Here is a 17039-nt window from a genome sequence, read left to right as displayed (position 1 = left end):
CGGCACGGCGCGCGGTGGGGGCGGCCCCGGGACCCGCGAGGGCCCCGCGGCGCGCGCGCTCCCCAGCCTCCCGCCCAGCCCCGCTACTGGCTGCGCCGCCTCGTCCTGCTGGGCGCCGTCGTCCTGCTGCTGCTGGCGGTTGTTCTCGGCATCGTCAAGGGCGCCTACGCCATCCGCGACCAGATCCGCGAGCAGGACCGCCAGCAGGCGGCCGAGCAGACAGTCACCCCCTACCCGGCCCCGCAGGCCTGCGCGGCCGATGCCCTCGGTGTCTCGGTCAGCGCGCCCGAGGAGGTCGCCTCCGGCGCGGGGATGAGCATCGAGGTGAGCGTGACGAACAATGGCGCGGATGCCTGCCTCCTGGACCTGGGCAGCCAGTCCCTGGGCGCCTCGATCACCTCCGGCGGGAATCCCGTGTGGGCCTCGGACACGTGCTCGCCGTCGGCTGACAGCCGCCAACTCCTCGTCAAGCCCGGCGCCTCCTCCTCCGCCACCATCACCTGGGATGGGCGGCGCAGTGGGAGCGAGTGCGCCCCCGCCGCCCCGACGGCGACCGCCACCGGTCAGGCGGCGAGCGCGTCCCCCTCGGAGTCCCCCAGCGCGACGCCCACGGAGAGCCCGAGCGCGGATCCGAGCGCTTCCTCGAGCGCCGATCCCAGTGCCAGCACCGACCCCTCGGCCACTCCGACGCCGTCGCCCTCGCCCCTGGCGCCCGCCCAGTCCAACGGCGACGTCGCCACGACAGGCGTCTACAAGCTCCAGCTGCGCCTGGGTGACGCCACCCTCGGCGACGAGAAGGTCTTCGTCGTCAAGTGAGCCGGCCGCGGCGGCTCAGCGCTCGTTGAGGGAGACCTCGGCGAGGCGGCTCAGGCCGTCGCGCAGGGTGCGTGCGCGGCGCGGCCCGATCCCCTCGACCGCCTCGATCTCCTCGCTCGACGCCCCGAGGATCCCCTGCAGGGAGCCCCAGTGGTCGACGACAGCGCGGATCGCCACCAGCGGCAGCCGCGGGATCTTGGACAGCAGGCGCAGGCCGCGCGGGGAGATGGCGGCGTCGAGCTCCTGGCCGTCCGGGCCGCCGAGGCTCATCGAGCGGGCCACCATGGCAAGGTCGAGCAGGGCGGGGGAGCCCACCCACTTCAGGCGCGCGTCCACCGTGGCCACCTCGAGGCCATCGGGCAGGTAGTCGGCCAGCAGGAAGTCGCGCTCGGCCATGAGGCCGCGCGTGAGCTCCTCGAGCTGCAGGTCGAGCAGGCGGCCGTCGGTGCCCAGCTCGAGGACGTAGCCCTCGATATCCGAGGCGATGCGCCGCACCATCTCGAGCAGCTGCAGGACGCTGGTGACGTCGCGGACCGAGACGATGTCCTCGATCTCCAGGGTGTTGAGCCCGGAGGTGGTCTGGGACAGGCGCGTCGTGTAGCGCTCGAGGGTGGCCAGGGCCTGGTTGGCGCGGGCCAGGATCGACTCGCTGGGCTCGATGACGCGGCGCCTGCCGTCGATGTACAGGGAGATGATCTGCATCGACTGGCTGACCGAGATGACCGGGTAGCCGGTCTGGCGGGCCACGCGCTCAGCGGTGCGGTGGCGCATGCCGGCCTCGGAGGTCTCGATCGAGGCGCTGGGCAGGAGCTGGACGTTGGCGCGGCGGATGCGCGTGGCGGTGGAGTCGATGACGACGGCGCCGTCCATCTTCGACAGCTCGCGCAGCCGGGCGGCGGAGAGCTCGGCGTCGATCTGGAAGCCGCCCGAGGAGATCTCCTCGACCGTCTCGTCGTAGCCGATGACGATGATCGCGCCGGTGCGGCCGCGCAGGATGCGCTCCAGGCCGGCGCGCAGCTCGGTGCCGGGGGCGACGAGGGAGAGGGTCTCACGCATGAGACTGCTCGTATCGCTCATCAGTGCTCCTGGTCGGGCGCCCGCCCAACGGGTGAGCGGCGCTGTCGTGGCTGATCCTCGGCTATCGTAGTGGCGGGTCGGGGGGCCGCTGCGGCAAGGTGTTGAAGACCACGGGTTCTGACGCCGAGTTGTTGCCTTCGCGCCATCCTCGCGGCCCTCCTCCCGCCTGCGGCGATGAGCCCGCTCAACGGCGGGGGAGCGCCGCGCCGACGGCCTCGCCGACGTGGCTCACGGGCAGCACGCGCATGCCGGGGACCTCCCGCAGCTCCTCGGAGCCGGCCAGGGGGACGAGCGCGCGGTCGAAGCCGAGGCGCGCGGCCTCGGCCAGGCGCCGCTGGATGCCGACGGTGGCCCTCACCTCCCCAGTCAGCCCCACCTCCCCGAAGGCCACGAGCCCTGGCGGTGTGGGCAGGCCCTGGGCCGCGGAGACGATGGCGATCGCCACCGCCAGGTCCGTGGCCGGCTCCACGGCCCGCGCCCCGCCGACGGTGGAGACGTAGACATCCGAGCTGGACGTGTCCACCTTGAGGCGCGCCGCGAGGACGGCCAGGCCCATGGCGACGCGCGCGTGATCGACGCCGGAGGTGGTGCGGCGCGGCGATCCCGCGCTCGTCCCCGCCACGAGGGCCTGGATCTCCACGGGCATCGGCCGGCGCCCCTCCAGGGTGACGGTGGCGCAGGTGCCCGGCACCTCGGAGCGGGCGGCGGACAGGAAGAGCCCGGAGGGATCGGCCAGCCCCACGATGCCGCGCTCGCCGAGGTCGAAGCAGCCGACCTCATCGGTGGGCCCATAGCGGTTCTTCACCGCCCGCAGGAGCCGCAGGCGGGCGTGGCGGTCCCCCTCGAACTGGGCGACGACGTCCACCAGGTGCTCCAGCACGCGCGGCCCGGCGATCCCGCCGTCCTTCGTCACGTGCCCGACGAGCAGGACGGGGATGCCGCGCTCCTTGGCGATGGCGATGAGGGCGCTGGCCACGGCCCGCACCTGGGTCACCCCGCCCGCTGAGCCCTCGACGGCCGCCGAGGCGATCGTCTGCACCGAGTCGACGACGAGCAGCGAGGGGGAGACGTCCTCCACGTGGCCCAGCAGCGCGCCCAGCTCGGTCTCGGAGGCGAGGAGGAGGGCGTCGTCGATGGCCTCGATGCGCTCGGCGCGCAGGCGCACCTGCGAGGCGGACTCCTCCCCGGTGACGTACAGGACTGGCCCCTCGCCCCGCTGCCGGGCCACGGCGGCCGCCTTGGCGGCGACGTCGAGCAGGAGGGTGGACTTGCCGACCCCCGGCTCCCCGGCCAGGAGCACGACGGCGCCCGGCACGATCCCACCGCCGAGCACCCGGTCCAGCTCGCCGACGCCGGTGGGGCGGGCCCGGGCCTCCTCGGCGCTCACCTGCCCGATGGGGCGCGCGGGGGAGGCGGGCCGCACCGCTGGCACGGCCCTTAAGGCCCCGGAGCCCGCTGGCCGAGCGGCGCCCACGACCTCCTCCAGGGTCCCCCAGGCGCGGCACTCCCGGCACTGGCCCAGCCACTTGGGACTCGACCAGCCGCACTCGGAGCAGCGGTAGGAGGACTTGGGCGCCTTGGCGGTGGCAGCGGTGATGCTCGGCATGTCCCGAGAGTATTGAGGGGCTCTGACACGAATGGCGGGCGCTTGCGAGGCTGCTCGCGGCTGCCCGCGCGGGAACCGCGGGGGCAGCCGCGGGGGACTGCGTGGGAGCGCGGAGACCCGCGGCGGCGGGGGGAGCGCGGCGGCGCGGTCAGCGCTGCGTGGGCGTGCCGGGCTGGGCTTGGCCGTAGCCCTGGGCCGCCTGCCCGTACTGGCTGAACTGGCCGTACTTCGGCGGTTGCGCGGCGGGCTGGGGCTGCTGGGGGCCGGGGATCGGCTGCCCGTAGGGCACCGGTGCCTGCATCGCCGGCGCCTGTGGCTGGCCCGCCTGCGCCTGCGGCGCCACTGCCTGGGGCATGGGGGCCTGAGGGAAAGGCTGCCCGTAGCCCTGGCCCGCGGCGGCCTGGGCGGCCTGGGCCGCCTGCTCTTGGGCGAGGCGCTGCCTGTCCTTGGCGCGCATGAGAGAGGGCGAGCGCTTAGCGATGGCGGTGTCGGCGGCGGACAGGAGCCCGATGATGACCAGGGCCGGGAAGATGAGGATGATGATCGGGATCTTGCGCAGCCAGGGGAGGGCGTTGCCGATCGCGAAGTACAGGCCGACGCAGCAGGCGGCTCCGATGAGCCCGCCGACGATCATGAGGGGGATGTAGAAGGTAGGAGTGGACGTCCTTGCTCTCGCCGCTCTCGCTCGCGGACTGGTTGCTCTCCTGGGGCGCTACCTGCTGTGACATGGCTTTCTACTGGTGGGATGGGGATTGGGCTCGACCAAGTATGTGAGGCGCCGCAGGCCTCGGGCGACCCCTCGCCATGGGGACGGCTCCCTGGCCCCATGCCCGGGGCGGCCCTTCCCTTATGCGGGGACCGCGCCGCCGCTCATCGCGCGCGGGCCAGCGCCAGCACCGCGCGGGCGGTCGGCTCGTCGGTCGCCAGGGCGGAGAGGTAGCCGGACCGCAGGGCCGCCAGGATCGCCGTCGTCTTGTCAGCCCCCGCGGCCACCCCGATGACCAGCGGGATATCCGCCAGGCGCTCCAGGCCCAGGCACAGGGTGCGCTCGCAGATCGCGGTATGCACATGGCGGCCCTCGGCATCGAGGTGGTGCCCGCAGATATGCGCGACGACGCCCTTGGCCCGGCACTCGGCCACCACCTCCGGCGTCATCCACCGCCGCAGCAGCGGGCTCACCCCCAGCCCATCCCCGACGGCGCCGATGCCGGTGAGGGCCGCGTCCGAGCGTGCGGCGAGCTCGATCGTCGTCGAGACCTGCTCCTCCTGGCGCATGCCCGTGGCCATGGCCAGGGAGTCGAAGACGAGCGGGACAGTGAGATTGCGGTAGTGCCCGCCCAGGCGCAGGGCCATGGAGCGGGAGATATTGGGGCCGTCCTCCAGGTTGAAGGAGTCCCCAGCGCTGCCCACCATCGCCACCACCATCGAGTCCGGCCAGATCTGCTCCGGCAAGTGGTGCGCGACCGCCCCGACCGCGCGCCCGTTGGACACGGCGACGACGCAGCGCCGCCCCACATGCTCCTCGAGGAGCTGCCCGGCTGAGCGCGCCAGCTCAGCGCTCACGCCGTGCTCGTCCGCGGGGCGCGCCTCGCAGACCCGCGCGTGCTTGAGGCTGAAGGTCCTCAACAGGTCCTCCTCGAGCCCCATGAGCCGCTCGATCGGGTGGGCGACGGTGATCGTCACGACGCCCTCGCGGCGGGCCTCGGCGAGCATCCGGGAGACCGTGGGCCGCGAGTAACCCAGGCGGGAGGCGACGGCGGCCTGGTCGAGCCCGTCCTCCCAGTACAGGCGGGCGACGTCGAGCAGCAGGGACAGCCGGGATCGACTGGCGCCGGGGCACATATGTTCCTCCTCGACTCAGCAGGGATAGGAGTGGACGCCGTTTCCTCGGCCCATGCCGCGATTCTAGGAAGCGCCAGCCGGAGCCCGCATCGAGGGGTGTGAACATATGCTCACCGCTCCGATTCGGCCCCTGCTGGGCGGCTCCTACGTTCGTTCATGCCAGCCGCGCGTCCCGCGCGACCCGTTCGAAGGAGAACCCGCATGAGCATCGTCCGCACCATCCACGGCGACGTCGACGCCTCCACCCTCGGCGTCGTCAACGCCCACGACCACCTCATCCGCGTCGGCGCCGGCGAGGTCTACATCGACCCCGACCACCTCCTCATCGACGAGGACAAGGCCGTCCAGGAGGCCACCTCCTTCGTGACCGCCTCCAAGCGCTTCGCCCCCTCGGCAACGATCGTCGACATGTGCCCGGCCTCTTCGGGGCGCGGCGTGCTCAAGCTGCGCGACGTCGTCGACCGCGTCTCCGACCTCCAGGTCATCCAGGCCACCGGCTTCCACCAGCAGAAGGTCTATCTGGAGTGGCGCCAGTCCTGGGTCAACCAGTACACGGTCACCGAGATCGCCGACCTGCTCATCGCCGATATCGTCGAGGGCGTCGACGCCAACGACTACATGGGCCCCCTCGTCAAGCGCACCGACATCAAGGCCGGCTGCATCAAATGGGCCACCGCCTACGGCAGGATCACCGACTGGGAGGTCAAGACCGGTGAGGCCGTCGCCATCGCCTCCAAGGAGACCGGCGCCCCCGTCAACACCCACGTCACCGCCGGTACCTGCGGCCCGGAGCAGGCCCGCTTCCTCGTCGAGCACGGCGTCGCCCCCGAGAAGATCGCCATCGGCCACATCCAGCGCAACTGGGACCCGTGGATCCACGAGCAGATCACCAAGCTCGGCGCCTATGTGGAGCTCGACGGCACCAACCGCATCAAGTACGTGCCCGACAACGCCCGCGTCAACCTCATCAAGGCCCTGGGGGACAAGGGCTACGGCAAGCAGATCCTGCTGGGCACCGACTCCGGCAAGGCCTCCTACCAGAAGGCCTACGGCTCCGTCTCCGGCATCGACTACGACCCCGCCGTCTTCTGCCCGCGCCTCATCGACGACGAGGGCGTCGACCCCGCCTACGTCCAGGACCTCCTGGTGAACAACGCGGCGACCTTCTTCGCCTTCGAGCCCCTCGCGGGCTGAACGGGGGAGTGGAGCATGACACCAGCACCCAGGCTGCAGATCGCCCTGGACACCCCCGACCTGCCCAGCGCGCTCGGGCCCCTCCAGAAGGCGGCGCCCCATATCGACGTCATCGAGTGCGGCACCATCCTCGTCCTCGCCGAGGGGTGCCACGCCGTGCGCGCCATCCGCGCCCTCTTCCCGGACACCCCGATCCTCGCCGATGTGCGCATCGCCGAGGCCGGCTCCAAGATCGCCCGCATGGCCTTCGAGGCCGGTGCCAGCCTCGTCAGCTGCGTCGCGGGGGCCTCCATGGCCACGATCGCGCAGGTCTGCGCCGTCGCCGCCGAGCTCGACGGCGAGGTCCAGGTCGAGCTCGCCGACGAGTGGTACGACGCCGACCGCGCCCGCGCCTGGCGGGAGGCAGGAGTCCAGCACGTCATCGTCAAGCGCTCCTGCGACCGCGAGGCCTCCGGGGACCTGTCCTGGAAGCCCGAGGACCTCGGCCGCATCGATGAGCTCGCCGCCATGGGATTCACGGTGACGATCACCGGCGGGGTCACTCCTGCGGATCTCCCCGCCTTCGCCGGCCACCCGGTCGGCATCGTCATCGCGGGCCGCTCCATCGTGGACGCTGCCGACCCCGCCGCCGCTGCGGCCGAGCTCAAGCGGGCCATCGCGGGGGTGTGGTCATGAGCGCGAGCGTCCTGGCGCCGTCGGCGCCCGCTGCCAGCGGTCTCGGGCCCGCCGGCGCGTCCCTGGCGGCGGACCCCCTCGCCGGCGGCCTCGCCCTGGGCATCTACGAGAAGGCCCTGCGCGGGCCCGCCCCCGTCACACCGCGCCAATGGCGGGACTTCCTCGCCCAGGTGGCACAGGGCGGATTCTCCTTCCTGGACCTGTCCATCGACGAGTCCCCCGAGCGGGAGGCCCGCCTGGAGTGGTCGGCCGAGCAGTGGCGCGCCGTGCGCCGCGCCGCCGAGGACGCCGGGGTGATGATCGGCGGGATCTGCCTGTCCATCCACCGGCGCATCGCCCCCGGATCGGCGGACCCCGCCACGCGCCAGCGCGCCCGCGAGGTCATGGCCCAGGGCCTGCGCGCCTGCCACGAGGTAGGGGCCCCGGTTCTCCAGATCGCCGGCTACTACTGCTTCTACGAGGAGCCCGGCCCGGACTCGGCGCGCTGGTACGCCGAGCTCCTCGCCGACTCCGTCCCCCTGGCCGCCCGCCTCGGGGTGGTCATGGGCATCGAGAACGTCGACGGCGTCGGCGTCACCTCGATCACCCGGGCCATGGAGCTCGTCGAGCAGATCGACTCCCCGTTCCTCCAGGTCTACCCGGACCTCGGCAATATCGCCGAGCAGGGACTCGACCCGGACGTCGAGGTCCCCGCCGGGCGCGGCCACATGGTCGCCATGCACGCCAAGGACGTGCGCCGGGGGGAGCCCCGCCGCGTCGAGATGGGCACCGGCATCGTCGACTGGGACCGCTCCTTCGCCCTCCTCGCCCACCAGGGCTGGGCCGGGCGCCTCATGATCGAGATGTGGAACGACGACGCCCCTGACTCTGTTGCCAGATGCGCTGCCGCCCGGGCCTTCATCGAGGAGCGGGCCCGCGCGGCGGGCATCTCCATCGTGGGACCCGAGGCCGCCTGACCGCCCTGGTCAGCCAACCGGCCTCGGGCCCGTCCCGGGCACCTGTCCATCCAGTCCCTGACCATCCGCGGCGAGCGCCGCACGACCCTCATCATCCGAACGATCCGCATCATCCGCACGATCCGCACCGCCAGCCGGGGCCGGGCCCCGCCTCGCCCCGCCCGAAGAACGAAGGAGTTCTCCATGACCTACGACCTCTCAACCATCGGGGAGGGGCAGATCCGCCTCACCTGCGAGCGGGGCGACCGGCTCGTCACCGCCCGCACCCTGCGCATGACCGCCGCCGGCTCCGAGGCCAACGTGGCCGGCCTGCTCTCCGAGCTCGGCCGCTCCACCACCTGGGCCTCCAAGCTCCCCAAGGGGGAGCTCGCCGACCGCATCGCCCTGGAGTACTCCGCCGTCGGCGTCGACATGAGCCACGTCGTGCTCACCGATGAGGGGCGCGTGGCGCTCTACTTCCTGGAGCCCGGGGAGTTCCCCCTTCCTGGCAAGGTCACCTACGACCGCCAGCACACGCCCTTCCGCTCCATCACGCCGTCGGACTTCGACTGGGACTCCCTGCTGGACACCCGCGTCGTCTTCCTCACCGGCATCACCGCGGCACTCACCCCCGAGACCGCCGCTGTTGTGCGCTACTTCGCCGACGCCGCCCACGAGCGCGGCGTGGACATCGCCCTCGACGTCAACTTCCGCTCCCTGCTGTGGAGCGGCGAGCAGGCCCGCGAGGTCCTCGGGCCCATCGCGAGGATGGCCTCGATCCTCTTCTGCTCGCGCTCGGACGCCCGCGTCGTCTTCGGCATCGACGGCGAGGGCATCGAGGCCTGCCACAACCTGCGCGAGGCCATGGGCGCGCCCACCGTCGTGTCCACCGATGGGCGCGCCGGCACCTACCTGTCCTCCGAGGTCGCCGAGCGGGTCTTCGACATCAAGTCCGTCACCGTCGTCGACCGTCCCGGCGCGGGGGACTCCTTCGTGGCGGGCACGCTCCACGGCTGGCTCGACGGCGACGTCGTCGCCGGCATCGAGATGGGCACACGGGTCGCCCAGCTGGCCCTCACCCACCACGGCGACCTCACGCATGTGCGCCCCGGCGAGCTGGCCCTGCTGGGCGGCTCCGACATCCTCCGCTGAGGCGCCCCGGGGCCGGGCGGGCCTCACAGCGCCCGCGCCCAGCCCCGGCGGCCCTCCTCCCACAGAATCCGGTTCAGTTAGGTTCCGATAGGTACAGATAGGTTCAATGATGAGCGCATCGACTCAGGCCCCTCCGCGCGGCGCCACCGCCGCGGAGCAGATCGACAACCACCGCCTCACCGGTCATCAGAAATCCCTCATCTCGATGGCCATCATCGGCAACGTGTCGGAGTTCTTCGACATGTTCCTCATCGGCTTCATCATCAACATGCTCTCCAGCGCCCCGGGCTGGAGCCTGACGGGGATGCAGTCCGGCATCATCCTGGCAGGCGCGGGCCTCGGCACGGTGCTCGGCTCCATCATCTGGGGGCGCCTGGCGGACAGGATCGGCCGCAAGCAGGCCTTCATCTGGTGCATCGTCGTGCTCGTCGTCTTCACGGCCGCCTCGGCGCTCACCCCCGTCAACGGCTGGATCATCCTGGCGATCCTGCGCACCGGGGTCGGCTTCGGCGTCGGGGGCCTCAACATCACCTCGGTGCCCTACGTCCAGGAGTTCGTGCCCGCCAAGCAGCGCGGCCTCCTCGCGGGACTGACCAGCGTGTTCATCCCCGGGGGGATCCTCCTGGGGAGCCTGGTGACGAAGTACTTCGGGGACGACCTGGGCTGGCGCGGCCTCATCGCGGTGGGCTGCATCCCGATCGTCCTGCTCGCCTGGACGCGGGTGGTGCCCGAGTCGCCGCGCTTCTACCAGACGCACGGCCGGGAGGCCGAGGCGAGGGAGGCCTACGCCTGGGCGATGGAGATCCCGGTGGAGCAGGTGGCCGCGCTCCCGGAGATCCCCCAGGAGACCTCGGTGTCCTACTCCGTCATCCTCACCCGCTACCCGCGCCAGCTCCTCGTGGTGGCGCTGGGCTCGTTCTGCTTCATCCTGGGCTCCTTCACCGTGCAGTCCTGGGGGCAGACGCTTCTGGGCCAGTCCTTCAAGTTCGACGGCGGCATGGTGGCCACCCTGTTCATCCTCGTCTCGCTCGGCGACCTCCTGGGCCGCCTGGGCTCGGCCTGGATCTCCGACCGCATCGGGCGGCGCCTGACGATGCTCGGCTGCGGCGTCATCGGCGGCATCGGCGCGCTCATCGCGGCGCTGTCGACGAGGATGGTCGGCGACGGCGGAGCGGCGAGCAGCGCCGGGACCGCCGGCTGGGTGTTCTTCATCGGGATCCTCATCATCATGACCTTCGGCGACGGCGCCTTCGGGATCCTCAACGCCTTCGGCGGCGAGCAGTTCCCGACCTCCGCGCGCTCGACCGGCCTGGGGCTCGGCTATGGGATCGGCGCGATCGCGAAGGTCGCGGGGCCCTACCTCGTGGGCGCCCTCATCGGCGGGTCCAAGCCCACGAGCGCCGACGTCGTCTTCGTGCCCTTCCTCATCTTCGCCGTGTTGCTCGTGCTCGGCGGGGTGACGTACATGTTCGCCACCGAGACGAAGGGCGCCTCCCTCGACGACATCTGACCCGCCCCTCTCGCCGAGACCGGGCGATCAGCACGGCGAAACCGGGCGAACAGCACCGCGAGATGCGCAACTCTCCAGTTGCTCAGAATCTCGCGGTGCTGTTCGCCCGGTCTCGGTTATAGGGAGGGGTGATGGGTGGTGGCCAGCGTGGGGCGTTGCCGTCAGTGCTGGCCGTAGACGTTCTGGTAGCGGTCGTTGAGGCTGTCGATGGCGGCCTGGTCGATCGGGACCGGGGTGCCGCCGTCGCGCGCGATATGCACCGTGCGCGCCACCTCCTCGCACATCGCCGCCGCCTTGACCGCCGCCCGAGCATCGGCCCCGATGGTGAACGGCCCGTGATTGGCCATGAGCACCGCAGGCGAGCGTGACTCCGACAGCGTCTCCACGATCCCCCGGCCGATCGAGTCATCCCCGATGAGCGCGAACGGCCCCACGGGGATCTCCCCGCCGAACTCGTCGGCCATCATGGTCAGCACGCAGGGGATCGGCTCGCGCCGGGCCGCCCACGCCGTGGCGTAGGTCGAATGGGTGTGCACCACCCCGCCCACCCGCTCCATGTGCCGGTAGACGTAGGCGTGCGCTGCCGTGTCCGACGACGGCGCGAGCGAGGCGGGCGTGCCGTCGTCGATCTTGGCCCCGTCCAGGGTGCACACGACCATCGTCTCGGGGGAGAGCTGGTCGTAGGTGACGCCCGAGGGCTTGATGACGAACAGGTCGGTGGGCTCGGGCCCATTGCCGCGATCGACGACGACCCGCTCGGAGACGTTCCCCGCCGTCCACACGACGAGCCCCCAGCGGGGCAGCTCAGCGTGGAGGGCGGCCACCCGCTCCCTGGTGGCGGCGACGGCGTCGCGCAGCTCCTCATCGAGCTCGGCCAGGACGACCTGGCGGCCGGAGGGCGCGGGGGACGGGGTGGCGGGATCGGTTGGCGACGGCTCTGTCATGGCGGTTCTCCTCACTGGTAGGACGGGCTGGCGGGTCGGGGCGATGAGCCGCGTCGGCCAGCGGCCTGGCTCACATGCTGACTCGGTGGTTCCCCTGGCGCTTCCCGATTGTCACACTGGTGGGACCGGGTTCTCAGCGTGTGGCGCGCACATCGGTGCAGGCGCTCGCGAGGCCCCCGTCAGGCGCAGTGACGCGCTCGCCGCGCAGCCCCACCATTCCAAGGAGAAGGCTCCATGACCCTGGTCGCCGGCATCGACTCATCCACACAGTCCTGCAAGATCGTCATCCGGGAATCCGCCACCGGCGCGCTCGTGCGCGAGGCGAGGGCCTCCCACCCCGACGGCACCGAGACGCACCCCGACCACTGGTGGCGCGCCCTGGGGGAGGTGATTGACGCCGTCGGCGGGCTCGACGACGTCGCCGCCCTGTCCGTGGGCGGCCAGCAGCACGGCATGGTGCTGCTCGACGGCGACGGCGAGGTCATCCGCCCCGCCCTGCTGTGGAACGACACCCGCAGCGCCGACGCGGCCACCCAGCTCATCGCCGAGCTCGGCGACGGCGACCCCGCCAAGGGCGCCCGGGAGTGGGCCGACGCGGTGGGCTCCGTTCTCGTCGCCTCCCTGACCATCACCAAGCTCCGCTGGGTGGCCGACAACGAGCCCGAGGCCGCTGCCCGGATCGCCGCCATCTGCCTGCCCCACGACTGGCTCACCTGGCGCCTGCGCGGCACCGGGAGGCTGGAGGACCTGACCACCGACCGCTCGGACGCCTCGGGCACCGGCTACTTCGACGCCGTGTCCAACGAGTACCGCCGTGACCTGCTCGCCCTCGCCCTGCGTCGCGCCCCGGAGGAGGCCAGCGGCATCATCCTGCCGCGCGTCCTCGGCCCCCACGAGGTCGCGGGCACCGGCGGGAGGATCACCACCGCGGCAGGAGGCGACCACGACCTCACCCACCTCGTCCTCGGCCCCGGGTGCGGGGACAACGCGGGAGCCGCCCTCGGACTCGGCCTCGCCCCCGGGCAGACCTCCGTGTCCTTGGGCACCAGCGGCGTCGTCGCCGCCGTCTCGGCCACCCCCACCCACGACGCCTCCGGCCTCGTCACCGGCTTCGCCGACGCCACCGGCGCTTTCCTCCCCCTGGCCTGCACCCTCAACGGCGCCCGCGTCCTGGACGCCGCCAAGCGGGTCCTCGGCGTCGACTACGAGGAGTTCGACTCCCTCGCCCTGGCCGCTGAGCCGGGCGCGGCCGGCCTCGTCCACGTCCCCTACCTGGAGGGCGAGCGCACCCCCAACCTCCCCGAGGCCACCGGCATCCTCACCGGCATGACGCTGGCGTCGCTGACCCCGGAGAACTACGCGCGCGCCGCCGTCGAGGGCCTCCTGTGCCTCATGGGCGCCTGCCTGGACGCCGTGCGCGCCCAGGGCGTGGAGATCAGCGCCGTGACCCTCGTCGGCGGCGGGGTGAGGTGGCGCTGCGCCAAGGAGCTGAGCCCCGCGCTCCTGGGCGTCCCTGTGGACGTGCCGACCCCCGGGGAGTACGTCGCCGACGGCGCGGCCAAGCAGGCCGCCTGGGTCCTCGCAGGCGGGGACGAGCCCCCGGCATGGGCGCCGGGCGGCGTCGAGCGCCTCACCGCCGAGCCCCAGGTGGAGGTGCGCGCCGCCTACGACGACGCGGCACGGCTCGCGGCGCGGGGCTGAGAGACCCCGGCCGGGCCGGGCGGAACGGTCGATCTGGGCGGGAAAGGCTCGGGCACGCGGCGACACGACGTCTGATGATCGCCGTCGGCTGAAGGCGCGGGCCGCGCGCCCCGCGCCCGCCCCTCGCGGCCCGGGATCCCGCCGATCCGCCTGCGCGCGGGGCGATGGACGGGTAGCGTCGGGGGCATGAAAAAACTCATCAACGCCATCGACGCCGTTGTCCCTGAAGCCCTGGCCGGAATGGCCGCCGCCCACCCCGATGAGCTCCGCGTGGACGCCGAGCACCGCGTGATCTACCGGGCCACCCCGAAGGCCGAGGGCAAGGTCGCCCTCGTCTCCGGAGGCGGCAGCGGTCACGAGCCCCTCCACGGGGGCTTCGTGGGCACCGGTATGCTCGACGCCGCCTGCGCGGGCGAGATCTTCACCTCCCCCGTCCCCGACCAGATCGCCGCCGCCACCAGCGAGGTTGACCGCGGCGCCGGCGTCCTCCACATCGTCAAGAACTACACCGGCGACGTCATGAACTTCGAGATGGCCGCCGAGATGGTCGACATGGAGTCCGGCATCAAGGTCGCCACCGTCGTCACGAACGACGACGTCGCCGTCGAGGACTCCCTCTACACCGCGGGCCGCCGCGGCGTGGGCGTGACCGTCCTGGTCGAGAAGATCGCCGGAGCCGCTGCTGAGGAGGGCCAGCCGCTGGAGGAGGTCGCCCGCATCGCCAGCGCTGTCAACGCCGCGGGCCGCTCCATGGGCATGGCCCTGACCTCCTGCACCGTCCCCGCCAACGGCAAGCCCTCCTTCGACCTGCCCGAGGACGAGATGGAGATCGGCATCGGCATCCACGGCGAGCCCGGGCGCCACCGCGAGCCCATCGCGCCCGCCGCCGAGATCGCCAAGCGGCTCGTCGAGCCGATCCTCGCCGAGCTGCCCGCCGCCGACGGCGAGGACCACGGCGTCATCGCGTTCCTCAACGGCATGGGCGGCACCCCGCTGCTCGAGCTCTACCTCATGTACGGCGAGGTCGCCAAGCTCCTCGACGCCGCTGGCATCACCGTGGCGCGCAGCCTCGTGGGCGACTACATCACCAGCCTCGACATGGCCGGCTGCTCGCTCACCCTCGTGCGCGCCACCGAGGAGATGCTGCGCCTGTGGGACGCCCCCGCCGTCACGCCCGGTCTGAGGATGGGCGCATGAGTGCCGCGCCACTGATCGCCCTGACGGTCGGGGACCTGAAGGACTGGCTGCGCGTGACCGCCGCGCGCATCGCCGAGCACGCCGACGAGCTCACCGAGCTCGACGCCGCCATCGGCGACGCCGACCACGGCGCGAACATGCGCCGGGGCATGGCCGCCGTCGTCGCCGCCATCGACGCAGCCAACGGGGCCGACGGCGCCGCGGCGCTCGCCACCGCAGACGCCCTGCTGAAGAAGACCGGCATGACGCTCGTCTCCTCCGTCGGCGGGGCCTCCGGGCCCCTGTACGGCACCTTCTTCATGCGCATGGGCATGTCGCAGGCCGGCGCCACCGAGTTGGGCGCCGCCGCGCTCGCGGACGCCATCGACGCCGGGGTCGGAGGCATTGTGGCCCGCGGCAAGGCCAGCGCGGGGGAGAAGACCATGCTCGACGCCTGGTACCCCGCCCTTGAGGCCCTACGCGTCGAGGGCGAGGACCTGGCCGCTGCCACGGCCGCCGCCGCGGCGGCCGCCGCCGAGGGCCGTGACGCCACCGAGCCGATGATCGCCACGAAGGGGCGCGCCTCCTACCTGGGGGAGCGCTCGCAGGGGCATATCGACCCGGGCGCCGCTTCGACCGCGATCATTCTGGGGGCCCTGGCCGACGTCGTCGCCGGGAGCGCCGAGGTGCCCGAGGCCGCCGGTGAGGAGCCGGCTGCTGAGGCCACTCAGACTGTGGAGTCCGGTGGCACCGCGACCCCCGCGCCGGTGGAGGAGGCCGCTCCGGCGGCTGCGCCTGCCGCCTCCGCGCCCGCGGCTGGGGCGGACGGGAGGGCCGCCGTCGGCATCGTCCTCGTCTCCCACTCCCGGGCTTTGGCTGAGGCCGCTCGCGACCTGGCCACGGGCCTCATGTCCTCGGTGAGCGCGCCGATCGAGATCGCGGCGGGCCTGGCCGACGGCGGGCTCGGCACTGACGCGGCGGTCGTCGTCGCCGCCATCGAGCGCCTGGCCGCCCAGCCGGGCAACCGGGGCGTGCTCGTCATCGCGGACCTGGGCAGCGGCATCATGAGCGCCGAGGCCGCTCTGGAGCAGCTCGGCCCGGACGCGGCGTCCCGCGCGCGCCTGAGCCCCGCTCCCTTCGTCGAGGGCCTCATCGGGGCCTACGGCGCGGCTGGGATCGGCCTCGACCTGGACGCGGTGGCCGCCGAGGCCGCCAAGGCCGCCCCCGCCAAGGCCGCCCAGATCTCCGGGAGTTGAGACAGGGCATCCCTCAGTCGCCCGCCGGCGGCCGCATGATCCTGCGTAGGATGGAGCGGCCACCGGCGCGCGGCGCTCCGAGGCCCGCACGATGCGGAAGGCGCAGGAGGCGGCTCCCTATGCGAGAGGAACACCGATGATCAACGGAGAGCTCATCGACTTGAGGGCGGGCGACTACACCGCCCGCATCGCCACCGCGGGCGCCACGCTCGTCCACCTGCGCCGCGGGGGCCGCGATCTCGTCCTCCCCTTCGACGCTGAGGCCGAGCTCCCCCCGGGCTGGCAGGGCAAGACCCTCGCCCCCTGGCCCAACCGGACCGCTGGCGCCGCCTACACCTACGGCGGCACCGACTACCTCCTGCCCCGCAACGAGCCGGAGACGGACTCCGCCCTCCACGGGCTGGTCGGCTGGCTCGACTGGCAGGTCGCCGACACCGCCGAGGACGCTGAGGACGCCGAGCGCACTGAGCGCAGCGAGGGCGCCGAGCGCCTCGAGGACTCAGTCACCCTCGAGGTGCTGCTCCCCGCCTCCTACGCCTACCCCTGGTCCCTCGAGCTCTCCAGCCGCTGGGTCCTCGACGCCGACGCCGGGCTCACGATGACGCTCACCGCCACCTGCGTGGGCGCGGCGCGGCCATCCGAGGCCGTCGTCGGCGCCCCGCTGGCCAACGGCGACCTCCTCCCCGCCCCCTACGGCGCCGCCTTCCACCCCTACCTCCTGCGCGGCGCGGGCGCCGACGACTGCTCCCTCACCGTCCCCGCCACCATGGTGCTCACCGCAGATGAGCGGATGGTGCCCAGCGGCCTCGCGGACGTGGCCGCCACCGACTGGGACTTCCGCTCCGGGCGCCCCGTGGCCGGCGTGAGCGTCGACAACGCCTTCACCGGCCTCCCCGAGGGAGAGTGGCAGGTGCGCGTCGAGGGGGAGGGCGGCGCCGTCGTCCTCGCCTCCGACGCCCCCTGGGCGCAGGTCTACACCGACGACGGGCTCGGCCGCCGCGCGATCGCCGTGGAGCCGATGACCTGCCCGCCCAACGCCCTCAACTCCGGTGACGGCCTCCTCACCCTGGCCGTCGGCCAGTCCCACTCCCTCACCTGCGCCCTGCGCGAGGAGAGTTGAGGGGCGAATAGGTCCCGGCCTGCCTGGTTGGTGCC

Annotated in this window: 15 protein-coding genes and 1 pseudogene; 11 read left to right on the top strand and 5 right to left on the bottom strand. The window is 72.8% G+C overall.

The window, feature by feature from the left end; translation table 11 throughout:
- Positions 1-816, top strand: an 816-nt coding sequence (locus A1QA_RS16125) for a hypothetical protein (protein WP_017177386.1), incomplete at its 5' end; no start/stop codon positions are given.
- Positions 817-831: 15 nt separating this feature from the next.
- Here A1QA_RS16125 and disA read toward each other — a convergent pair.
- The 4 genes from disA to A1QA_RS0102655 form a co-directional block, all read right to left on the bottom strand.
- Positions 832-1893: a DNA integrity scanning diadenylate cyclase DisA gene (gene disA / locus A1QA_RS0102670; protein ID WP_017177385.1), complete on the bottom strand. Its 1062-nt coding sequence runs from the start codon at positions 1891-1893 to the stop codon at positions 832-834.
- Between the two features lie 184 nt (positions 1894-2077).
- Positions 2078-3499 carry a DNA repair protein RadA gene (radA, locus tag A1QA_RS0102665; RefSeq protein WP_017177384.1) on the bottom strand — a complete coding sequence of 474 codons (1422 nt, stop codon included), beginning with the start codon at positions 3497-3499 and terminating at the stop codon, positions 2078-2080.
- A gap of 148 nt (positions 3500-3647) precedes the next feature.
- Positions 3648-4133, bottom strand: a complete 486-nt coding sequence (locus A1QA_RS0102660) for a hypothetical protein (RefSeq protein WP_026048631.1) — start codon at positions 4131-4133, stop codon at positions 3648-3650.
- Positions 4134-4369: 236 nt separating this feature from the next.
- Positions 4370-5341, bottom strand: a complete 972-nt coding sequence (locus tag A1QA_RS0102655) for a sugar-binding transcriptional regulator (RefSeq protein ID WP_017177383.1) — start codon at positions 5339-5341, stop codon at positions 4370-4372.
- A 201-nt stretch (positions 5342-5542) separates the two neighbouring features.
- On the opposite strand from A1QA_RS0102655, the gene A1QA_RS0102650 reads away from it, so the two are divergent.
- From A1QA_RS0102650 to A1QA_RS0102630, 5 genes are all read left to right on the top strand, one after another.
- Complete coding sequence (locus A1QA_RS0102650) at positions 5543-6535, top strand: phosphotriesterase family protein (RefSeq protein ID WP_017177382.1); 993 nt, start codon at positions 5543-5545, stop codon at positions 6533-6535.
- A 15-nt stretch (positions 6536-6550) separates the two neighbouring features.
- Positions 6551-7210, top strand: coding sequence for a 3-dehydro-L-gulonate-6-phosphate decarboxylase (locus A1QA_RS0102645; RefSeq protein WP_017177381.1), 660 nt, complete (start codon positions 6551-6553; stop codon positions 7208-7210).
- A complete protein-coding gene (locus A1QA_RS0102640) occupies positions 7207-8166 on the top strand; it encodes an L-ribulose-5-phosphate 3-epimerase (RefSeq protein WP_082181149.1) in 960 nt (319 codons plus the stop codon). The genes A1QA_RS0102645 and A1QA_RS0102640 overlap by 4 nt, the downstream gene beginning before the upstream one ends.
- Positions 8167-8349: 183 nt before the next feature.
- A complete protein-coding gene (locus A1QA_RS0102635; RefSeq protein WP_017177379.1) occupies positions 8350-9297 on the top strand; it encodes a sugar kinase in 948 nt (315 codons plus the stop codon).
- Between the two features lie 109 nt (positions 9298-9406).
- Complete coding sequence (locus tag A1QA_RS0102630; RefSeq protein WP_017177378.1) at positions 9407-10807, top strand: MFS transporter; 1401 nt, start codon at positions 9407-9409, stop codon at positions 10805-10807.
- Between the two features lie 161 nt (positions 10808-10968).
- On the opposite strand, the gene A1QA_RS0102625 is transcribed toward A1QA_RS0102630, so the two are convergent.
- A complete protein-coding gene (locus A1QA_RS0102625; RefSeq protein ID WP_017177377.1) occupies positions 10969-11751 on the bottom strand; it encodes an L-ribulose-5-phosphate 4-epimerase in 783 nt (260 codons plus the stop codon).
- Between the two features lie 234 nt (positions 11752-11985).
- Between A1QA_RS0102625 and A1QA_RS0102615 the strand changes: the two genes are divergently transcribed.
- The 5 genes and pseudogenes from A1QA_RS0102615 to A1QA_RS0102600 all read left to right on the top strand — a co-directional run bounded on the left by A1QA_RS0102615 (position 11986) and on the right by A1QA_RS0102600 (position 17004).
- The gene (locus A1QA_RS0102615) at positions 11986-13452 is read left to right on the top strand and encodes a xylulokinase (protein WP_017177376.1); all 1467 of its coding nucleotides are present in this window, start codon (positions 11986-11988) and stop codon (positions 13450-13452) included.
- A 186-nt stretch (positions 13453-13638) separates the two neighbouring features.
- The gene (gene dhaK / locus A1QA_RS0102610) at positions 13639-14649 is read left to right on the top strand and encodes a dihydroxyacetone kinase subunit DhaK (RefSeq protein ID WP_017177375.1); all 1011 of its coding nucleotides are present in this window, start codon (positions 13639-13641) and stop codon (positions 14647-14649) included.
- Positions 14646-15311, top strand: a pseudogene (gene dhaL, locus A1QA_RS16275) (dihydroxyacetone kinase subunit DhaL); the annotation flags it as partial. The gene dhaK and the pseudogene dhaL, both read left to right, overlap by 4 nt.
- A 3-nt stretch (positions 15312-15314) precedes the next feature.
- Complete coding sequence (locus tag A1QA_RS16270; protein WP_341858218.1) at positions 15315-15884, top strand: PTS-dependent dihydroxyacetone kinase phosphotransferase subunit DhaM; 570 nt, start codon at positions 15315-15317, stop codon at positions 15882-15884.
- 136 nt (positions 15885-16020) lie between these two features.
- A complete protein-coding gene (locus A1QA_RS0102600; RefSeq protein ID WP_017177373.1) occupies positions 16021-17004 on the top strand; it encodes an aldose 1-epimerase family protein in 984 nt (327 codons plus the stop codon).
- Positions 17005-17039 lie beyond the last annotated feature (35 nt).

The organism is Actinomyces timonensis DSM 23838 (assembly GCF_000295095.1).
Lineage (GTDB): Bacteria > Actinomycetota > Actinomycetes > Actinomycetales > Actinomycetaceae > Actinomyces > Actinomyces timonensis.
This window is presented reverse-complemented; position numbering and strand designations above follow the sequence as displayed.